Origin of the sequence: Noviherbaspirillum aridicola, assembly GCF_019656455.1 — a bacterium.
GTDB lineage: Bacteria > Pseudomonadota > Gammaproteobacteria > Burkholderiales > Burkholderiaceae_D > Noviherbaspirillum > Noviherbaspirillum aridicola.
In genome coordinates, this window is the sequence record NZ_BPMK01000001.1 from 365,572 (window position 1) to 383,009 (window position 17,438).

Annotated in this window: 20 protein-coding genes and 1 rRNA gene; 8 read left to right on the plus strand and 13 right to left on the minus strand. The window is 64.7% G+C overall.

What is annotated here, in order from left to right; all coding sequences use genetic code 11:
* Positions 1-15: 15 nt before the first annotated feature.
* From NCCP691_RS01775 to NCCP691_RS01800, 6 genes are all read right to left on the minus strand, one after another.
* Positions 16-462 (minus strand): CBS domain-containing protein, encoded by a 447-nt coding sequence (locus NCCP691_RS01775; protein WP_238482266.1) that lies wholly within the window; start codon positions 460-462, stop codon positions 16-18.
* Positions 463-688: 226 nt separating this feature from the next.
* Positions 689-856, minus strand: coding sequence for a hypothetical protein (locus NCCP691_RS01780; protein WP_220806508.1), 168 nt, complete (start codon positions 854-856; stop codon positions 689-691).
* 64 nt (positions 857-920) lie between these two features.
* Positions 921-1,979: a heme-dependent oxidative N-demethylase family protein gene (locus NCCP691_RS01785; protein ID WP_220806509.1), complete on the minus strand. Its 1,059-nt coding sequence runs from the start codon at positions 1,977-1,979 to the stop codon at positions 921-923.
* Between the two features lie 13 nt (positions 1,980-1,992).
* The gene (locus tag NCCP691_RS01790) at positions 1,993-2,613 is read right to left on the minus strand and encodes a TetR/AcrR family transcriptional regulator (RefSeq protein WP_220806510.1); all 621 of its coding nucleotides are present in this window, start codon (positions 2,611-2,613) and stop codon (positions 1,993-1,995) included.
* Between the two features lie 55 nt (positions 2,614-2,668).
* On the minus strand, positions 2,669-4,405 hold the full coding sequence (locus NCCP691_RS01795; protein WP_220806511.1) for an aldehyde dehydrogenase family protein: 1,737 nt from the start codon (positions 4,403-4,405) through the stop codon (positions 2,669-2,671).
* The gene (locus NCCP691_RS01800) at positions 4,402-6,060 is read right to left on the minus strand and encodes a GMC family oxidoreductase (protein ID WP_220806512.1); all 1,659 of its coding nucleotides are present in this window, start codon (positions 6,058-6,060) and stop codon (positions 4,402-4,404) included. The genes NCCP691_RS01795 and NCCP691_RS01800 overlap by 4 nt, the downstream gene beginning before the upstream one ends.
* Positions 6,061-6,229: 169 nt before the next feature.
* Between NCCP691_RS01800 and NCCP691_RS01805 the strand changes: the two genes are divergently transcribed.
* Genes NCCP691_RS01805 through NCCP691_RS01815 form a run of 3 tightly spaced genes read left to right on the plus strand, consistent with a single transcriptional unit; the run spans position 6,230 to position 7,928 of the window.
* A complete protein-coding gene (locus NCCP691_RS01805) occupies positions 6,230-6,619 on the plus strand; it encodes a COG4315 family predicted lipoprotein (protein WP_238482267.1) in 390 nt (129 codons plus the stop codon).
* Positions 6,620-6,651: 32 nt separating this feature from the next.
* Positions 6,652-7,170 carry a sigma-70 family RNA polymerase sigma factor gene (locus NCCP691_RS01810; RefSeq protein WP_220806513.1) on the plus strand — a complete coding sequence of 173 codons (519 nt, stop codon included), beginning with the start codon at positions 6,652-6,654 and terminating at the stop codon, positions 7,168-7,170.
* Positions 7,167-7,928 carry an anti-sigma factor family protein gene (locus NCCP691_RS01815; protein ID WP_220806514.1) on the plus strand — a complete coding sequence of 254 codons (762 nt, stop codon included), beginning with the start codon at positions 7,167-7,169 and terminating at the stop codon, positions 7,926-7,928. Before NCCP691_RS01810 ends, NCCP691_RS01815 begins: the two co-directional genes overlap by 4 nt.
* 1 nt (position 7,929) lies before the next feature.
* Here the strand turns inward: NCCP691_RS01815 and NCCP691_RS01820 are convergent, their stop codons facing one another.
* Positions 7,930-8,697 (minus strand): SDR family NAD(P)-dependent oxidoreductase, encoded by a 768-nt coding sequence (locus tag NCCP691_RS01820; protein ID WP_220806515.1) that lies wholly within the window; start codon positions 8,695-8,697, stop codon positions 7,930-7,932.
* A gap of 174 nt (positions 8,698-8,871) precedes the next feature.
* On the opposite strand from NCCP691_RS01820, the gene NCCP691_RS01825 reads away from it, so the two are divergent.
* Both NCCP691_RS01825 and NCCP691_RS01830 read left to right on the plus strand, forming a co-directional pair.
* Positions 8,872-11,427, plus strand: coding sequence for a DNA translocase FtsK (locus tag NCCP691_RS01825; protein ID WP_220806516.1), 2,556 nt, complete (start codon positions 8,872-8,874; stop codon positions 11,425-11,427).
* 9 nt (positions 11,428-11,436) lie between these two features.
* Complete coding sequence (locus tag NCCP691_RS01830) at positions 11,437-11,736, plus strand: hypothetical protein (RefSeq protein WP_220806517.1); 300 nt, start codon at positions 11,437-11,439, stop codon at positions 11,734-11,736.
* Positions 11,737-11,802: 66 nt separating this feature from the next.
* On the opposite strand, the gene NCCP691_RS01835 is transcribed toward NCCP691_RS01830, so the two are convergent.
* From NCCP691_RS01835 to NCCP691_RS01850, 4 genes are all read right to left on the minus strand, one after another.
* Positions 11,803-12,000, minus strand: a complete 198-nt coding sequence (locus tag NCCP691_RS01835; protein WP_220806518.1) for a hypothetical protein — start codon at positions 11,998-12,000, stop codon at positions 11,803-11,805.
* 161 nt (positions 12,001-12,161) lie between these two features.
* Positions 12,162-12,386, minus strand: a complete 225-nt coding sequence (locus NCCP691_RS01840; protein WP_220806519.1) for a hypothetical protein — start codon at positions 12,384-12,386, stop codon at positions 12,162-12,164.
* Positions 12,387-12,734: 348 nt separating this feature from the next.
* The gene (locus NCCP691_RS01845; RefSeq protein WP_220806520.1) at positions 12,735-12,920 is read right to left on the minus strand and encodes a hypothetical protein; all 186 of its coding nucleotides are present in this window, start codon (positions 12,918-12,920) and stop codon (positions 12,735-12,737) included.
* Positions 12,921-13,072: 152 nt separating this feature from the next.
* A complete protein-coding gene (locus NCCP691_RS01850; RefSeq protein ID WP_220806521.1) occupies positions 13,073-13,411 on the minus strand; it encodes a hypothetical protein in 339 nt (112 codons plus the stop codon).
* 255 nt (positions 13,412-13,666) lie between these two features.
* Here NCCP691_RS01850 and NCCP691_RS01855 point away from each other — a divergent pair, with 255 nt between their 5' ends.
* The 3 genes from NCCP691_RS01855 to NCCP691_RS01865 all read left to right on the plus strand — a co-directional run bounded on the left by NCCP691_RS01855 (position 13,667) and on the right by NCCP691_RS01865 (position 16,782).
* Entirely contained in the window at positions 13,667-14,365 is a 699-nt protein-coding gene (locus NCCP691_RS01855; RefSeq protein WP_220806522.1) for an SDR family NAD(P)-dependent oxidoreductase, read from the plus strand.
* A 91-nt stretch (positions 14,366-14,456) separates the two neighbouring features.
* Complete coding sequence (locus NCCP691_RS01860; protein ID WP_220806523.1) at positions 14,457-14,846, plus strand: hypothetical protein; 390 nt, start codon at positions 14,457-14,459, stop codon at positions 14,844-14,846.
* A 157-nt stretch (positions 14,847-15,003) separates the two neighbouring features.
* Complete coding sequence (locus tag NCCP691_RS01865; protein ID WP_238482268.1) at positions 15,004-16,782, plus strand: carboxylesterase/lipase family protein; 1,779 nt, start codon at positions 15,004-15,006, stop codon at positions 16,780-16,782.
* Between the two features lie 30 nt (positions 16,783-16,812).
* Here NCCP691_RS01865 and NCCP691_RS01870 read toward each other — a convergent pair whose 3' ends face one another.
* Together NCCP691_RS01870 and rrf are read right to left on the minus strand one after the other, a co-directional pair.
* Positions 16,813-17,031 (minus strand): hypothetical protein, encoded by a 219-nt coding sequence (locus tag NCCP691_RS01870; protein ID WP_220806524.1) that lies wholly within the window; start codon positions 17,029-17,031, stop codon positions 16,813-16,815.
* Positions 17,032-17,198: 167 nt separating this feature from the next.
* Positions 17,199-17,311, minus strand: a 5S ribosomal RNA gene (gene rrf / locus NCCP691_RS01875).
* Positions 17,312-17,438 lie beyond the last annotated feature (127 nt).

Below are 17,438 nucleotides of genomic sequence, written 5' to 3' on the forward strand. Positions count from 1 at the left end.
CGCTGCCAGGGGGTACTAATGGGGCCGGTATCCGCTCGGCATATGCTCGGTCGCCGGCTCGGAAATCGCCGCCAGTGCCTCGGCGGTCGGCTCGACGTCCGCGCTTGCGCTGATGTCGCCAAGCGAGATGATGCCGATCAGCCGCTTGTCGCGGCTGAGCACGGGCAGGCGTCTTACCTGCAGATCCCCCATGTTGATCGCGACCTCGTCCAGGTCGTCGTCCTCATAGCAGTACTTGACGTCGGTGCTCATCACGTCGCGGATCAGGGTGGACGAATCCATGCCCTTTGCCAGGGCGCGAACGACGATGTCGCGGTCGGTGATCATTCCCACCAGCCGGTCGTTCTCGCCCACCGGGAGCACGCCGCAATCGCAGTCGGCCATCATTTTCGCCGCATCGACGATGCTCTGATCCGGACTCGCCAGCTGAACGCTGCGTGTCATCGCTTCGGCTACTCGCATGATGCATCTCCTCAATTCTGGCGCGGCGGCACTGAAGTAACCGCGCCCGCGCCCCGCCGCTTGGCCGCGGGCAGAGGAGCTTTGATTCCGGGGCATGCGCCGGGTTCGATCGCCCAGCCTGTCCGGACGCGGTCTTGCCGCGACTTAAGCCGCGGCGGAGATTTCCTGTGCGTAGTTCTGCGCCTGCTACGTTAACGAAAGCGGGAAAGTCGGGCGGCGGAAGGGTCTATTCGCCGTTCCACAAATAGCCCACGGCGCCGGCAAGCAGCGTCAGCAGACCGGCGCCGAACAGCAGGACGGTGATGAGGCCGGCGTCGACCGCGACCGCGACCACGCTGAGCACGGTCAGGAGGCCGCCCGCATACATCATCGACTTGTAGGCCTGTAGTGGCATTGAGATACTGAAAGTCAAACTCGCGCAATTAGACTCCAAATCGCGGTCGTCGTACATGCCATGTCTATGGGAGTCCGGCCGGCGGCGCATGGCGGGCAAGGAAGGCGCGAAAGCCCGGCAGGCTGTCGGCGCGGTATTCCGCCATCAGCGGCGACAAGTTGCGATCGGCTTCCAGCAAGGCGGCGAGCGCCGAGGGTTCGCGCACCAGATCGCTGAGCTTCCAGAGGTAAGTCTTGATGCTGAACACCACCGCGCCGCTGCCGGCAAGCTTGGTGAAGGTCTCGTGTTCGGAGCGAAGATAGCCGTGCTCGGCCCAGTTGTCGGCGCTGGATTCCGGCACTTCCACCGAAAGATCCGCATGCAGGAAAAGCTCGTCGGTCAGACGCATGCCCCAGTTGCGGCGCCAGCTCATGCTCCCCGCGGGCATGCGTGCAAAGTATTGATCGACGCGGTCGGCGAAGTGCGCCATGTAGTGGGCCACCCTGCCATCGTGAATCTCGCGCGGGGTCTTTCCGAGGCGGGCAGCGCGCCGGCTGGCGGCCCGCCTCGCCGCCCATGCGCTGTGGGCGGCGCCAGTCTCGGGCGGTTCCGGCTCCCTGAAATGGCTGTCGAGCGACCAGTCGTTCGGAAACAGCAGCGCGCCGGCCGCCAGCAGGTAGGTTGCGGCGCCGTCGGCCGCGGGCCGGGGCATCAGCAGCAGCATGTCTTCGCTCGCCATCAGGGCGATAGCTGCCAGCGGATCGGCGCCGCGGTTCCCGACATCGACCGCGATCCCGGTCAGGAGCGAGACAACCCGATCGCCATCGCGCCGGAAGTGACCGGGGTAATCCGCAAGCAGCGCATTCATCACGCTGTCGCGCAGTTCGATCTCGGCTTTGCGCACCTCGTCCCCCGGAAGGCGGCCGAGGACCATCTGCGGTCTGTCCCGCAGCAGCGCCAGGCGGCGGGCGATCTGCGGGGGATAGGTGGCGTCCAGGCTGAGCCAGCGCATGCCGGGGCGCCAGGCGTTGATCATGACGGTCTTCGGCACCACCGGATAGCGCAGCATGTGGTCCGCCGGCAGCGCATCAAGCAGCGAGGAGTCGGGTGTACAGTCCTGCGGATCGACGCCGTGCAGTTCCATGCCCCGCCTCGCCTCACGCCGGTCCGCGCGGCGCGTTTTCGATCAGCTCGCGCATCCTCCGCACCAGCTCGTCGCGCGCGCCCTGGTCGCCGCCGAGATGGCGCTGCAGGCAGTAACGGAACCATCCGTCCATCTGCAGATAGGTCGCCAGCGCGTCCCCGGGAAGGCCGCCAAAACCGAACTGTCGCAGCCTCTCGAGGAAATGCCCGGTCAGCGCGGTCAGCGCCGTCTCCAGTTCCGACACCACGGCGCGGAAGGCCGGGTCGTACATCGCCTGCGCGCGCGCGTCATACCAGAGCCGGTGCATCTCGGCCTTTTCCGTGATCGCCGAGGCGAGCGCCGCGCATCCCTGCTCGATCAGCTCCTGCGCGCTGGTCGCGTTGCGGATCAGTTGCTCCAGGCCGCCGATGAATTCCTCGGTGTACAGCCGCACGGCGCACAGCAGCAGATCGGTCTTGTCCTCGAAGTAGTAATGGATGCTGCCGAGCTGGGTGCCGGAGCGCGCCGCCACCTCGCGCAGGTTGATGCGGGCAAAGCCCAGCTCCGCCAGCGCGGTCAGCGTATGGAGCGCCAGCTCGCGCCGCTTCTCCGCGCGGCGGCCGGACTCCGGTTCGGAAGTCTTAAGCGTCAGCATCTTGCTCGTGAGGGACGCCCGCGGAAGGCCCGGGCGCCGCCTATTCTACCCTCGCCTACCCTCGCAGTGCGTTGACGAAGAGGCGCGGCAGCTTGCTCACCGCCGGCCTGTACTGGAAGCGGGTCAGCAGGCGTCCGAGCGTGGCCGCGCGCCGGTTGGTGATGAACCAGGGCGGACGCGGGAGCATGCTGAAGTTCAGGCGTGCGAGATTGCGCGGATACGGCGTAAACGGCGCTTCCAGCACCGTACGTTCCGGCCGGTCGAACAGCATGGTGTTGTGCACGAAACCGATTCCGCTCTGCACGTCCTGCAGACTGTGCCCCGGGAAAGCGCCCCAGGGTGTCGGCGCCGACAGGAAGCCGAGGCCGGTCCAGGCATTGATCGCGATGCAGCCGTAATGCAGACCGGCCAGGATTTCCTCGAAACGCTTGCGGCCGATGACACGCATGGTCGCCGGATGGATCAGGATATTGGCGCCGAGCGTCCCGTGCAGATGCCGGTTCGCATAATCGATGGCGCGGATCAGGAAGGCCTCCGGATCCCTGCCGGGCAGCTCGGTCACCGACAGCGCCGGCCCGAAGATCTCCTGTTCCTCGATGCCGCTGCAGGCGCCCGCGGCGAAGCTGGCCACCGCGCACTGCGACGTGTCGCCGCAGGGTTCCAGTGCATGACCGGTCAGTGCGGAGCGGAAGCCGGCGAGCCGCTGCTCGGTGCCGGGGTAGTACAGCGGGCGCGGGGTGGACGCGGCGATCGTCTTCCTGACCTGATCCAGCAGTGCCTGCCTGCTCTCCCATTCGCCGGGCATGACCAGCACCTGGCATGCCACGCAGTTGAAGCCCGCATTGTGCAGCTTCTGGGTCGCGATATGCTCCGCCTGGAACGCGATGTCCGCTGCGTTCCATGGTCCAGGGACCACGATGGTGGGGCACACCGCGCCCAGCTCCGAGGTAACCCGGCGCCGGTTCTTCGGCGTGCCCGCGGCCTTGTTGGCGGCCGCTTCGGCACCGGTGCCCCAGACGATCGCATCATGCGCCGCACCGGAACCGGTGATGTGGATTTCCTCGACCAGCGGATGATTGCACAGATACTGCCCGATCGCGGTATCGCCGCGCACGATGCGCAGGTAGCCGCGCGCTATCAGCGGCTTGAGTGCGGGCTCCAGGAAAGCGATCAGGTACTCGTTGACCGGATTCATCTTGAGCAGCGCGACCTGGTGCTCGGCGAACAGCTTGTACAGGCAGTCCAGCGGCGCGATCGAAGAAATATTACCCGCGCCCAGCACCAGCGCAAGCTTCCCCCGCCGGGGATTGCCGCTCTCATACGCGGAGGCGGTATGGCGCGCGAGATTGCCGCGATTGACGCCCGGCTGCATCCACACTTCCGCGCTCACGCCGCTGAGCAGCAGCCGGTCCCACACGGTGTGCGGCACCACCTTGACGGCGAGCTGACCGTTGGGCAGCTCGCGCATCGGCAAACCCTCCAGGTGCCGCTTGTCCGCCACCTTCGACAGTGTGTCCATCAGGGCATTGCAGTAGGCCATGAGGCTGTACGGTCCCGACAGCCACTCTTCACCTTCGAGAGGCGAGCCGGCAGGAATGCCCTTCTTGCGCGAAGCAGTCAGCGCCCAGTCCTCGGCCACGGGCATCAGGCATTCCTTGATCTCGGCCAGGATCGCGATGCGATCGGCGACGCCGACCCGCGGCCATTCGGTCTTCTTGTGGGCCAGGCCGGCCAGCGCCTCGTCCAGTTCCGGGTAGTGAATGTCGACTGCCTGCTGCAGGTTGGTCGTCATGCGGTCAGCTCCTTGCCGTGATTGTTGATGATTGCGGCATCCGCGGCGGCGTCGCCGTCGCGCATCCATTCCGCCGCCCGCTCGGCGATCATGATCGTGGGCGCATTCGTATTGCCGCCGACCAGGGTCGGCATCACCGACGCGTCCACCACTCTCAGGCCCGATATGCCTTTCACCCGTAGCCGGGGATCGACCACGGCCATGTCGTCGCTGCCCATCCTGCAGGTGCCCACCGGGTGATAGATCGTGTCGGCACGCGAGCGGATGTGCTGCATCAGCGCTGCGTCGTCCTCGACGCCTTCGGTGTAGAGCTCATGCAGGCGATACTTGCGCAACGACGGCGCGCGCATGATCTCGCGCATCAGGCGCGTGCCCCTGAGCAGCAGCGCCGCATCCGCCTCGTCGGACAGGTATTTCGGATCGATGCGCGGCGGCGATAGCGGATCGGCGTCGAACAGGCCGACTTCACCGCGCGACCTGGGACGCAGGACGCAGACATGACAGGAAAAGCCGTAACCGAGATGCAGCTTGCGCGCATGGTCGTCCACCATGGAAATGACGAAATGCAGCTGCAGGTCCGGCCGGCTCAGCTGCGGCGAAGACTTGATGAAGCCCGCGCCTTCGGCGAACGGCGTGGCGATCATGCCCTTGCCGGTCTTGCGCCACTCCATGATCGCCCTGGTCAGCGCGATGCCGCCCGCGATGCCCAGGCCGAACAGGTCGGTATGACCGGACTTGCAGGAGATGATGAAGTCGAGATGATCCTGCAGATTCTTGCCGACGCCCGGCAGCGCGTGCTGGACCGGGATGCCGTGCCGGCCCAGCTCGTCCGGATCACCGATCCCCGACAGCATCAGCAATTGCGGCGTGTTGAAGGCACCCCCGCACAGGGCGACCTCGCGCCGCGCCCGGATGTTCTCGATCCTGCCGTTGCGCCTGACCTCCACGCCGACCGCGCGGCCATCCTGCAGCAGGAGGCGACGCGCCTGGGTCTGCAGCAGCACGGTGAGGTTGGCGCGTCCCATGACGGGATGCAGGTAGGCGGCGGCGGCCGAGCAGCGTTCGCCGTTGCGCGGCCCTTCGTAAAACTGCGTGACCTGGTAGTAGCCGACGCCCTCCTGGTCCTCGCCATTGAAATCGTCGTTGCGCCTGTAGCCGCATTCCATGCCGGCCCGGATGAAATCTTCGGTGATGCCGCGCGGCGTCTGCTGTTCGCCGACTTTCAGCGGTCCGCTTCCGCCGTGCAGGCGGCTGTCTCCGCGCTGATTGCCCTCCGAGCGGCGGAAGTACGGCAACACTTCTTCGAACGACCAGCCGCTGCAGCCCATGTGTGCCCAGTCGTCGAAATCGGATGGATGGCCGCGCACGTAGAGCATTGCATTGATCGCGCTCGAGCCGCCCAGGCATTTGCCGCGCGGCTGGTAGCCGCGGCGTCCGTCGAGCCCCGGCTGGGGTACGGTTTCGTAGGCATAGTTGTTGATTTTCGGGCGACCCGGCAGCATGGCAACGATGCCCGCCGGCGCCCGCACCAGGATTCCGCCGCCATCGCCGCCGGCCTCGATCAGGCACACGCTCACCGACGGGTCTTCGCTCAGGCGCGAGGCGAGCACGGCGCCGCCCGAGCCGCCGCCCACGATCACATAGTCGAATTGCATTGTCTCCTCCTGCGAGGTGCTGGGGTTTTTTTATGTCTTGCATCTTAGGCAGGATTTGGACAATTGTCCAAATGTTTGCGACGGGGCCTTGGAACAGATGGAATAAACCGGCGCGCCGCCGCGTTTACTCCATGACTGTCCCCGTCAACCCAACAAAGAAGGAGTCGCAATGAACAGCAAGAAAATGCGGTCTTCGGCAAGCCAGCTTGCCTTCCTCCTGTCCGCGCTCTGCCTCGCCGGCGGCGCGGCGGCGCAATCCTCCAAGGCCCCGGCACGCGTGGAAAACGGCGTGCTCGTGGGCGGCAACGGCATGACGCTCTATACCTTCGACAAGGATGCCGAGGGCAAGAGCATGTGCAACGGCAAGTGCGCCGAGAACTGGCCGCCGCTCTACGCGGACGATACGACACCCTCCGGCGATTTCAGCGTCATCACGCGCGATGATGGCAAGAAGCAGGTGGCCTACAAGGGCAAGCCGCTCTACTACTGGGTCAAGGATCAGAAACCCGGGGACCGGACCGGCGATGGCGTCAACAACGTCTGGCGTGTGGCAAAGTAGGCAGCCATCCAATCAGAAGGAACAGAGCCGGGATGAAGGAAATCGTCGATCACCTGCCGCGTCTGCGCCGCTATGCGCGCGCACTGACCGGCGACGCCGCGGCGAGCGAAGACCTGGTCCAGGACACGGTCGAGCGCGCGCTGGCGCGTCTCGACCTGTTCCGGCCGGGCTCCCGGCTCGATGCATGGCTGCTGTCCGTCATGCACAATCTCTTCATCAGTCAGCTGCGTCGCGACGCGCGCCTGCCGCAGGAAGACAGCGCCGACGAACTCGCCGACGAACTGCCGGTCCGGGGCACCCAGACCGACGCGCTCGAACTGCGCGACCTGGACCGGGCGCTCGCACGTCTGCCGTCGGCGCAGCGGGAAGTGCTGCTGCTGATTTCGCTCGAGGAGTTCACCTACGAGGAAGCCGCGCATATCCTCGGCGTGCCGGTCGGCACCGTGATGTCGCGGCTGGCGCGGGCGCGCGAGAAACTGCGCGCCATCCTTGCTGGCGCCGACACTCCCAGCGCTCCGCAGTCCGTCATGCATCTGAAAGTCGTCAAATGAACCGTCCCTCCGAATTTGAACTGCACGCCTTCGTCGATGGCCTCCTCGATCCGCAGCGCGCGGCGCAGGTCGAGGCCTGGCTGCGCGAGAACGACGGCGATGCGGCGATGGTCGGCGCCTGGCAGGCCCAGAAGGAGATGCTCCGCCAGGCCTACGGCGGCTCCGCATCCGGTCCCGAACCGGACGTGCTGCGCCAGAGACTGCTGACGACCGGACGGCAGCGGCAGGGCTTGCCTCGCCTTGCGGCGGCGCTGGCATGGATCGCGCTCGGCGGCCTGCTCGGTTTTCTCGCCCGCGGCGTGGTGCCGGCCGCGCCGGCCGACGACCTTGCCGCGCTGCCGCGTCACGCGGCGATCGCCCATGTCGTCTATACGCCCGAGGTCAGACATCCGGTGGAGGTCGGCGCCGACCAGGAAGCCCATCTCGTGCAATGGCTGTCGAAACGCCTCGGCGGCACGCTGTCCGCACCCGACCTCGGCGCCGCCGGTTTTCGCCTGATGGGCGGGCGCCTGCTGCCCTCCCCCGACGGCCCGGCCGCGCAATTCATGTATGAAGACAAGGGCGGACAGCGGCTGACGCTCTACGTGCGCAGCAATCCGCGCGAGGTGGAAACCGCCTTCCGCTATGCGGACCAGGACCGGGTGGGCGTCTTCTACTGGATCGACGGCGGCTACGGCTATGCGCTGTCCGGCGCGCTCGAGCGCGACGCCCTGCTGCGGGTAGCCCGGCTCGCCTACCCGCAGCTCGGCGGACGCTGATTCACAGCAGCGGAAACTTCACCCTGCCGCTGTCGATCAGCATGAATTCCCCGGTCGTCTTGCGTGCGCCGTCGCACAGCCAGAAGCAGGCATCCGCCACATCCTCCGGCTGTATCGTGGCCGCCAGCGGCGTCGACTTCATGTAAGCCTGCCGGGTGGCCTCATAGCGTTCGGCGCCGAGGCCGTTCTGCAGCCAGGGCGTCTCGACCATGCCCGGACCGACCGCATTGATCCGCACCTCCGGTGCCAGCACCCGGGCGAGGCCGAAAGTCATGGCATTGAGCGCGCCCTTGGACGCCATGTACGCCACGCTCGATCCGATCCCGGAGACAGAGGCGACAGAAGAGACATTCACGATCCCCGCCCCGGGGTGGCGCTTCATCAGCGGCGCCAGCGCCCTGATCATCTGAAAGGCGCCCACCACGTTCACGTCATAGATGTCGTGGAAGTCCTGGCCGCTCAGCCCTTCGAGATTGGCGGCGGCAACGAACTTCGTGGTCCCGGCATTGTTGACCAGCGCGTCGCAGCGTCCCCATTTTTCCTCCACCGCCTGCGCCAGCGCGCGGCAATCGGCGTCGTCGGCGACATTCGCCCTGAGTACCAGCACCTCGGCGCCCAGGGCCCGGCATTCGTCGGCCACGGCGTGAGCAGGCTCGGGATTGCGCGAGTAATTGATCACCACGTCATAGCCCTTCCTGGCGAACAATCGCGCGGTGGCCGCTCCGATGCCCGACGATGAACCGGTAACGACCGCGACTTTTCTGCTCATGCTTGTCTCCTTGTCTAGTGATTTTTTCAAGAGCTGATTCTAATCGCTCACCGCGTCCCGCGCCGGCCGCAACGCCATTCTTTCCCATCGGGCAATCTGCTACAGTACTGCCCTGCGCTTTGCGCCCGCCACCGCGGCACGCATTCGCTGGCATATGTGGAATAGAGAGTAGAAATGCTTTTGTCGGAGTGGTTCGGGTGGTCGGTGCTGTGGCTGCTCCCGTTGCTGTGGCGGCTATGCCGGGCGTGGGTTCTCAAGTCCGCGCGCCTGCAGGGCCAGGGGTCGATCCGGCTCTGGCTCGGCACGCTGCTCGTGCTTGCATGCGGCAGCGGCCTCGAGGCCATGATGTCCGGACCGGCACCCGCCTTCGGCGCGGCCGTGTCCGGCGCGCTGTCGGCGGTGTTCGGCGGCGTCTTCTCCGCATTGCTGCTGCTCCTGACATTCGCATTCGCGCTGCCCTGGCTGTTCGGCACCAGCCTGCCCGCGCTGTTGCGCCGGCGGGGGCTAGGCGAGGCACCGCGTCGGCCCCTCCCCGCCAGGACCGCCGCCGTGGCGCCACCCCTTCCGGAACCCCATCATGCCCGCCCTCGGGCCGACGGACGCCGGCGTGAGCCATGGCGCCTGCCCGCTCCTCAGGCGGAGCGCAAGCGAAAATTCGCACCCGCCCCGCCGAAGACGGCGGCCGGCGCGACCCCGCAAGCGCGCACCGAGTGGGCGCCGTTCGAGAGCATCCGCCCGACTTCCGCCATGCTCGCGCGGCAGCGCGAACGCGCGGTCCAGTCGCAGCACGTCCGCGAGCCCCTGCCGTCGTTCGCGCGTTACATCCCGGGCAAGAAAGCACCGGCGAAGCCCGTGGAGCAGCCGCCTCCGCCACGCATCGAACCCCGCGCCCAGGAGCGGGCAGAGCCGCGCGCCATCCCTGCCGCTTCCGCATCTCCCGAACCGATCCGCAGCATCGAAGCTCCGTCTCCTGTCATCGCTCCGTCTCCTGTCATCGACTCCGCCCCGGAGGCCCCGCCTCGCCTCGACAGGGAAGTCGAGCCCGGACTGCCGGCCCTGCCACCCGACGTTTCTTTCGCCGCGCCGGAGCATCATGTTCTCCCCGGGGACGCGTTCGAACCCGCAACACCCGAAGCGGTGCCGGCAGCAGATCCCGAGCCCGCGGTCCTTGCACCGGCGCCGTTGCCAGCCAGGGCGCCCGCGCCGGTTCCGGCCATGGACGCCGTCGCCCCGCCCGCGCCCCTGTCCCAGGCCATCGACCTGCCGGGCCTGGACCTGCTCGACCACGTGCGCGCCGACGCGATAGAAATCCGCGAAGAGGAGCTGGCGGAGACCGGGCAGCTCATCGAGCAGCGTCTCAAGGAATTCAAGGTGCCGGTCACGGTCCTCGGCGCGTGCGCGGGCCCGGTGATCACCCGTTTCGAGGTCGAGCCGGCCGTCGGCGTGCGCGGCGCTCAGATCGTGGGCCTGATGAAGGACCTGGCACGCGCCCTCGGCCTGACATCGATCCGCGTCGTCGAGACGATTCCCGGCAAGACCTGCATGGGGCTGGAGCTGCCCAACGCGCGCCGCCAGACCATCCGGCTGTCCGAGATGCTGGAGTCGACCGCCTATCGCGGCTCCGCCTCACGCCTGACGCTGGCCATGGGCAAGGACATCACCGGCGCGCCAGTGGTCACCGATCTCGCCCGCGCGCCGCACATGCTGGTGGCCGGCACCACCGGCTCGGGCAAGTCGGTGGCGATCAACGCCATGATCCTGTCGCTGCTGTACAAGGCCACGCCCGCCGAAGTGCGGATGATCATGATCGACCCCAAGATGCTGGAGCTCTCCGTCTATGACGGCATCCCGCACCTGCTGGCGCCGGTCGTCACCGACATGAAGCTGGCGGCCAACGCGCTCAACTGGTGCGTCGGCGAGATGGAAAAACGCTACCGCCTGATGTCCGCGCTCGGCGTGCGCAATCTCGCGGGCTACAACCAGAAAATCCGCGACGCCGAAGCACGCGAATGCAAGGTGCCCAATCCGTTCTCGCTGACGCCCGACGCGCCGGAGCCGCTGTCGACGCTGCCCTTGATCGTGGTCGTGATCGACGAGCTCGCCGACCTCATGATGGTGGCCGGCAAGAAGATCGAAGAGCTGATCGCCCGCCTGGCGCAAAAGGCACGCGCGGCCGGCATTCACTTGATACTCGCCACCCAGCGCCCCTCGGTGGATGTCATCACCGGACTGATCAAGGCCAACATCCCGACCCGCGTCGCCTTCCAGGTGTCTTCCAAGATCGACTCGCGCACGGTGCTGGATCAGATGGGCGCGGAGAGCCTGCTGGGCCACGGCGACATGCTGTTCCTCCCGCCCGGCAGCGGCTATCCGCAACGCGTGCACGGCGCCTTCGTGTCGGACGAGGAAGTGCACCGGGTGGTCGAGTTCCTCAAGCAATTCGGCGAGCCCGAATATGAGGAAGCCATTCTCGCGGGGCCGGCTGCGGAAGAGCAGCAGACCGAGCTATTCGGCGAAGAGGGCAATCCCGAGTCGGATCCCCTGTACGACGAAGCCGTCGCCTTCGTCATCCGCAGCCGGCGCGCTTCGATCTCCGCGGTGCAGCGGCAGCTGCGCATCGGCTACAACCGCGCGGCGCGCCTGGTCGAGCAGATGGAAACCGCGGGCATCCTCTCCACCATGGCCGCCAACGGCAGTCGTGAGATACTCGTCCCTCCTTCCACCGACTAAGCGAGAGACATGAGACTGGATATCGCCGTAGAAGACCTGGAGGCAATGCTGGCGGCGTGGCGCCAATCCGTCGACCTTGAAACGGCGATGACCGATCAGTTCAAGATCATGATGATGGCCAACCGGCGCCAGATCCTCGAGAACCTGCTGCAGACCGGGAGCGGATGGGCCCAATTGCTGCGCTGCGCCCGTGGCGCGCAGGACAATGACGAAACCGAACTGCGCGCGCTTCGCGCCTCGGTGGAGGCATTTGTCGCCTGGGCGGCGGCCGAACTCGATCAGCTCAACACACTCCAGCCCGACGCATAAAAAAAAAGAGGCTGCGATTGCAGCCTCCGTTCAGGATTGCGCCGACTTGATGCAAACAGTTTTCGCTTATGCAAGCAGGACGGATTCCGCCGGCATCGCCTGTACCGCCTTGTCGACGCTTGCCTGCATCTCGGCGCACTGCTCGGCGCGTGCGAGACGGACGAGATTGAGCAGGGACTGGCGAAGCACGTGACGTTCACGCGCGTTGGCTTGTTCGCCGAGAGTTGCGAGGATCAGGTCTTCAATCGCAGGTGCAGTGTACATAGTAGGACGGTCTGTGAAGTAGTGAAGGGGGTGACTCGGGAAACCAAAGTATCCTTCCACACCGCCCGGGCCCCGTTGACCATTCGCAAGAAGAATTCGGAATTGTCCTACACGGGATAGGAATTTCAGTGGGAGCCCTTTCTGGCAGTGCCCCGGCACTGTCAGCGCCGCTCATTCCCCGCATTCAACCCTGCCTCGTCGCTGCCCGGATACCCGCTCCCCGCCGCGTCCCGCAGCCGGGTGATCGTGTCGATGGCTTCCTCCAGTTCTTCCTGCGTGAGCTTGACCATTCTTTGGCCGACATAGGTCGCATCGCTCGTATCGGGAAGCAGGCTTCGCAGACGGGTTTCTATCGGTGGCTTGGGAGGGAGTGGCGTCGATTGCATGGCATACCTTTCAAGAAGAAATCGAAAGCCGTGCAGCGTCGCACGTCTCGTGCCAGGCCACGCCATGCCATGCAGTAAAGGGTGGTGTAGCGGCTGCGCCACGTCATCGAACTGCGATGGGAAGCGCCTTCATTTTCTAGTTTATGGGAGGAAATTTCGCTGCTATTGTTGTGCGTGCCGTCACCTGATTTTTCACACGCCATGTTACTTCGCGATATTGCCGACATCATGCTTCGCACCACGATTGCCGCGGTTTCCGTTTCCGCCCTGGCAGTCTTTGCCGCACGCTTTGCAGGGATGTAAACGACGGTGGCCGTCGCTGCGTGCGACGGCCACCCGAAGGGCTGCCTACTGCCTTTCCAACGGTCGCCATTCCTCGATCTGATCCGGATCGCACACTATCGGCGTCCCCCGTTCCAGATAAAAGAAACACCAGCCGCTCACGCTCCAGCGCGCCTGCAACTCTCCCCGCTTCGTCACGATGACGCAGAGTTCGCCGTCCTTCAAACGGGACAGCGCGGTGCCGCTTTGCATTGGATCTCCTTTCGCGCTTCGCACACGCGAATACTGTACAAACATACAGCCAAAGAATCAAGCAAAGCCGCCTGCGGCCGATTGAAAAAATGCCATCCGGTCAAGACACGGATGGCATCGGATCTGCGGCAGCGCTACGGAATATGTATCGTTCAGGCCTGGTTGCCCATTCCCTGAGAGCCCATGTTGGTCATCTGGGCCGACGGCGGACGACCGTAGGTATCGCTGGCACGGAATTTCTGCCGACGGTCGCCCATCAGCTGGCGCAATTCGGCAATGCTCAGTCCGGAGACTTCATGCAGGCGGATCAGCAGGGACGCACCGACCGGCAGGCGGCGGTGACGGACCTTGCTGATGACGGGCGGCGCGACTTCCATCACCCGCGACAATGCCGCATCGTTTTTCAAACCCATCTTCTCGATCACGCCATCGAGCATGCGGTTCGGGTCGTAGGATTCCTGGTTAAGGAGTGGGTGTTCAGTGGAGGTCATTTGTCTTCCCAAGCAAAAAAGAAACGACGACAAGCAATGCCCTACAGACGCCCTTAACCCGTATCAAGTTCCTTATATATACCGACAATTTTGCGTTTCCGCGAAATACACGTTCGAAAAATTTCAACTTCTTGACCGGACATGCATCCGCCGCCGGCTCACCATCCTCCATGCGCTGTGAAACCGTGCGGCTCTCACTACAATAGCGGCACAAGCGACTGCGCTCTCATGACAAAAACACAAGGAGAAAACGACATGGCTGCAAACCTTTCAGGCAAGGTCTTCATCGTTACCGGCGGTTTCGGCGCGCTGGGCCGTGCAGTGGGCGAAGAACTCGTCAAGCGTGGCGCGCGAGTCGCCTTGCTCGACCGTAGCGACTCGGCCGGCGCCGGCGTTCCTTCCGCCACACTCGCCATCGGCGGAGTCGATCTCGGCGACGAAGCGGCAGCCGGCGCCGCGCTTGCGCGGGTGCGGGAGCAGCTTGGGGCCATCGACGGTCTCGTCAACGTCGCCGGCGGCTTTGCATGGGAAACGCTGCAATCCGGCGCGGTCTCGACCTGGGACCGCATGTATGAAATCAACCTTCGCACCGCCGTGGTCGCGTCCCAGGCCGCCCTGCCGCATCTGCTCGAACGCACCGGAGGACGAATCGTCAACGTCGGCGCACTGGCCTCGGTGAAGGCAGGCACGGGCATGGGCGCCTACGCTGCGTCGAAAGCGGGCGTCGCCCGCTTCACCGAGGCATTGGCGGAAGAACTCAAGGACACCGGTATTACCGTCAATGCCGTCCTCCCCAGCATCATCGACACGCCAGCCAATCGCAAGGACATGCCGGATGCGGACCCGACCCGCTGGGTTACCCCGCAGGCGCTTGCCGCCGTGATCGCCTTTCTCCTGTCGGATGAAAGCGCGCCGATCACCGGCGCCTGCCTGCCGGTAGCGGGCCGCGTGTGACATGCGGGCAGCACCATAAAACCAATTGAAATGCCACCGTTCGTCCCCAATTGCGCGAAGTGAAGGTTTCCTTTTTGGCGGATTGAATAAAGTGGCAACAGACGTAATTGATAAGGTCGACGTATCGAAGATCGAACTCGAAACCGTGGAAGGCACGCGTGCCAATGCGCGTGTCACGTCAATGGAAGCGGCGAACCATGTACTGGAACGATGGGTGCATGATGAACAGGAAACGCGCAACGCGGAATGCGAAGTGCACATCGTCTTCGAAGACGGTTTCCGCCTGCACAGTCGCTACCCGCTGACCCGTTCCGACAAGCGGGTATCGCTCGCCCGGCATCTTCGCAAGCAGCTCAACAATATGGCCTCCAGCACCAGGGCACGCAAGCCCTGCCGGCGCGATTCCGGCTGCGACATCCGACTCAACGACGATTGCTATCACGAGGCGGCGAAAGAAGCCCTTGAGCGCTACAACATCTAGTTCCGGGCACGAAGACGCCGTATCTCCATGCGTTTCCGCAATCGCTTGAGTTGACGCAAACGCCTCCTTGATCTGGCGCGACGTCCGGCGGGCGTCGGCGTGGTCTGCTGCTTCAGCGGCGCGACGCCGCACACCGAACAATAGATCAAGGAGACGCATGATGTTCAGTCGCACTACCCGCCACCTGGCGGCGGCCAGCCTCTTCCTCCCCCTTCTCTGCGCGCAGGCGTCAAACGGCCGGGATAACGGCAATGCCGCCGATGCCGGCAGCAACGGCGTCGGCAGTACCGTCCGCAGCATCGAATACGGCACCATCGAGGGAATCGACAATTCCGCCACGTCCAGGACACTCGCCTGGAAAGGCATACCGTTTGCGAAACCGCCGGTCGGAGAACTGCGCTGGCGCCCGCCGGCGGATCCGGAAGCGTGGCAGGGCATCCGGGCGACGAAACAGTTCGGAAATGCGTGCTCTCAGTACGGCCGCATCTATGGTCCGGGCGCCAACAACCGCTATGACGAGACGATCGGCACGACCCTGAACCAGGCGGTCGGCAGCGAGGATTGCCTCTACCTCAACATCTGGAGGCCGGCGACCGGCAAGCCGAAGCTGCCCGTCATCGTGTTCTTCCATGGCGGCAGCAACGTGTCGGGTTACACGGCCGATCCCATGTACGAGGGCTCGAATCTGGCCAGCACCGCGAACGCCGTCGTGGTCACGGCGAACTTCCGGCTCGGCATACTCGGCTTCATCAATCTTCCCCAGCTCAAGACCGGCGCGGATGCAGACACCGACTCCGGCAATTTCGCCATCCTCGACAGCATCAAGGCGCTGCAATTCATCCAGCGCAATATCGAGCGCTTTGGCGGCGACCCGGGCAATGTCACGATCATGGGAGAGTCGGCGGGCGCCATCAATGTCTACGCGCTGCTCACCTCACCCAGACTCGCGCAAGCGAACCACAAACTGTTCCACCGGGTCGTGCCGATGAGCGGCGGCCTGTCGCTGGCCTCCACTCTGCCGACGGGAAGCATTCCGACGATGTCCCCGGCGTCAACCTACCTCGCGCAGGGGAATGCCCTGCTTCAGAATCTGTTGATCGCGGATGGCAAGGCTACCGATACGACGTCGGCGCAGGCCTACGTCGCCACTCAGACTCCGGAGCAGATCGCCGCTTACCTGCGCGGCAAATCACCGTCGGCCTTGTTCACCACACTGCTCACCAGACTCGCACCCGCCGGCCTCGCCGGCTCGGGGCCGATCCCCGACGGCACGGTCGTCGCCAGTGACCCGATCGGGGCAATCAACGCCGGCAGCTATGTTCGGGTCCCGGTCCTCGCAGGCAATACACGCGACGAAGGAAAACTCTTCCCCGCCTTCCTGCCCCTGGTGAGCGGCGTTCCCGGCAGCGCCCGTATCGTCTCCGACGCCCAGCTCTTCGCCAACCACTTCAACTACAATCCGGAAGCACCGCCGCAGACGCGGGTCGAAGAATGGATCGCGCCGGCTTATCTGCCGGTCAATGCGCCAGTCACCGGGTTTACCGCGCGTGCCGAACAGTTCAATCAGGTCTTTTTCCTGGCGAGCCGCGACAACATTCTCAACGCATTGAAGGCCAGGCAGCCCGACGTCTGGTATTACCGCTTCGACTGGGATGAGCAACCCGCGCCATGGAACGACATCTACGGTGCCGCGCATCTGTTCGACCTGCCGTTTGTCTTCGGTAATTTTGGGCCGTCCCTGATGTCCAACATTATGAACACCGCCGCGAACCGGCCGGGACGGCTCGCGCTTTCCAACGCGATGATGCGCAGTATCGGCAGCTTCGCGCGGCAAGGAGACCCCAACAACGCGACGCTCGGCGTTCAATGGCCCACCTGGCCGCAGAAGTTGATCTTTGACGCCACGCCGTCAGAACTCGCCATCAGCGTCCAGTAACTGACGCTGATGCGAGCAAGGCCAGTCCGGCTAGCTCCCGGACTGGCGTTGCCGTGCCCGGCGGACCAGCAGTGTCTGGAACAGCAGGGCCCATTCATACTCTTCCTGGTACACCTGCGCACTACGCTCGACGTACTGAAACACCCATCCACAATCGCAGCATTCAGGGCAATCGAGTTCCGGGATGGCTTGCGCCATCAGGGCGGCCATCTGTTCGATCTGCTCGTCGCTGGCTTCATCCGCTGCCATTCTCGACTCCTTGCGATTCATGCAACTTGAGAATGAGACATGAGCGGGACCGGAACATTCCCGCACAAGCCGGGGCACATGCCCACTCAGCGGTCACACGCTGCAAATCGTCGCTGCAAAGCAAAAAGCCCCGACTCGGTATGAGTCGGGGCTTTTCTGGGGTAAGAGCCTGACGATGACCTACTTTCACACTGGTTGCAGCACTATCATCGGCGCGGAGTCGTTTCACGGTCCTGTTCGGGATGGGAAGGGGTGGTTCCGACTTGCTATGTTCATCAGGCATGACTTGTTGGTTGCTCGTCGGGGACGCGCAACCCAATCTGGGAAGAAGCAGTAGTTTTCGTAGGGGACCTACGGGTATTTATTTTGGCGGGTGTGAGTGATCAGTCATTCACACGCATACTTGT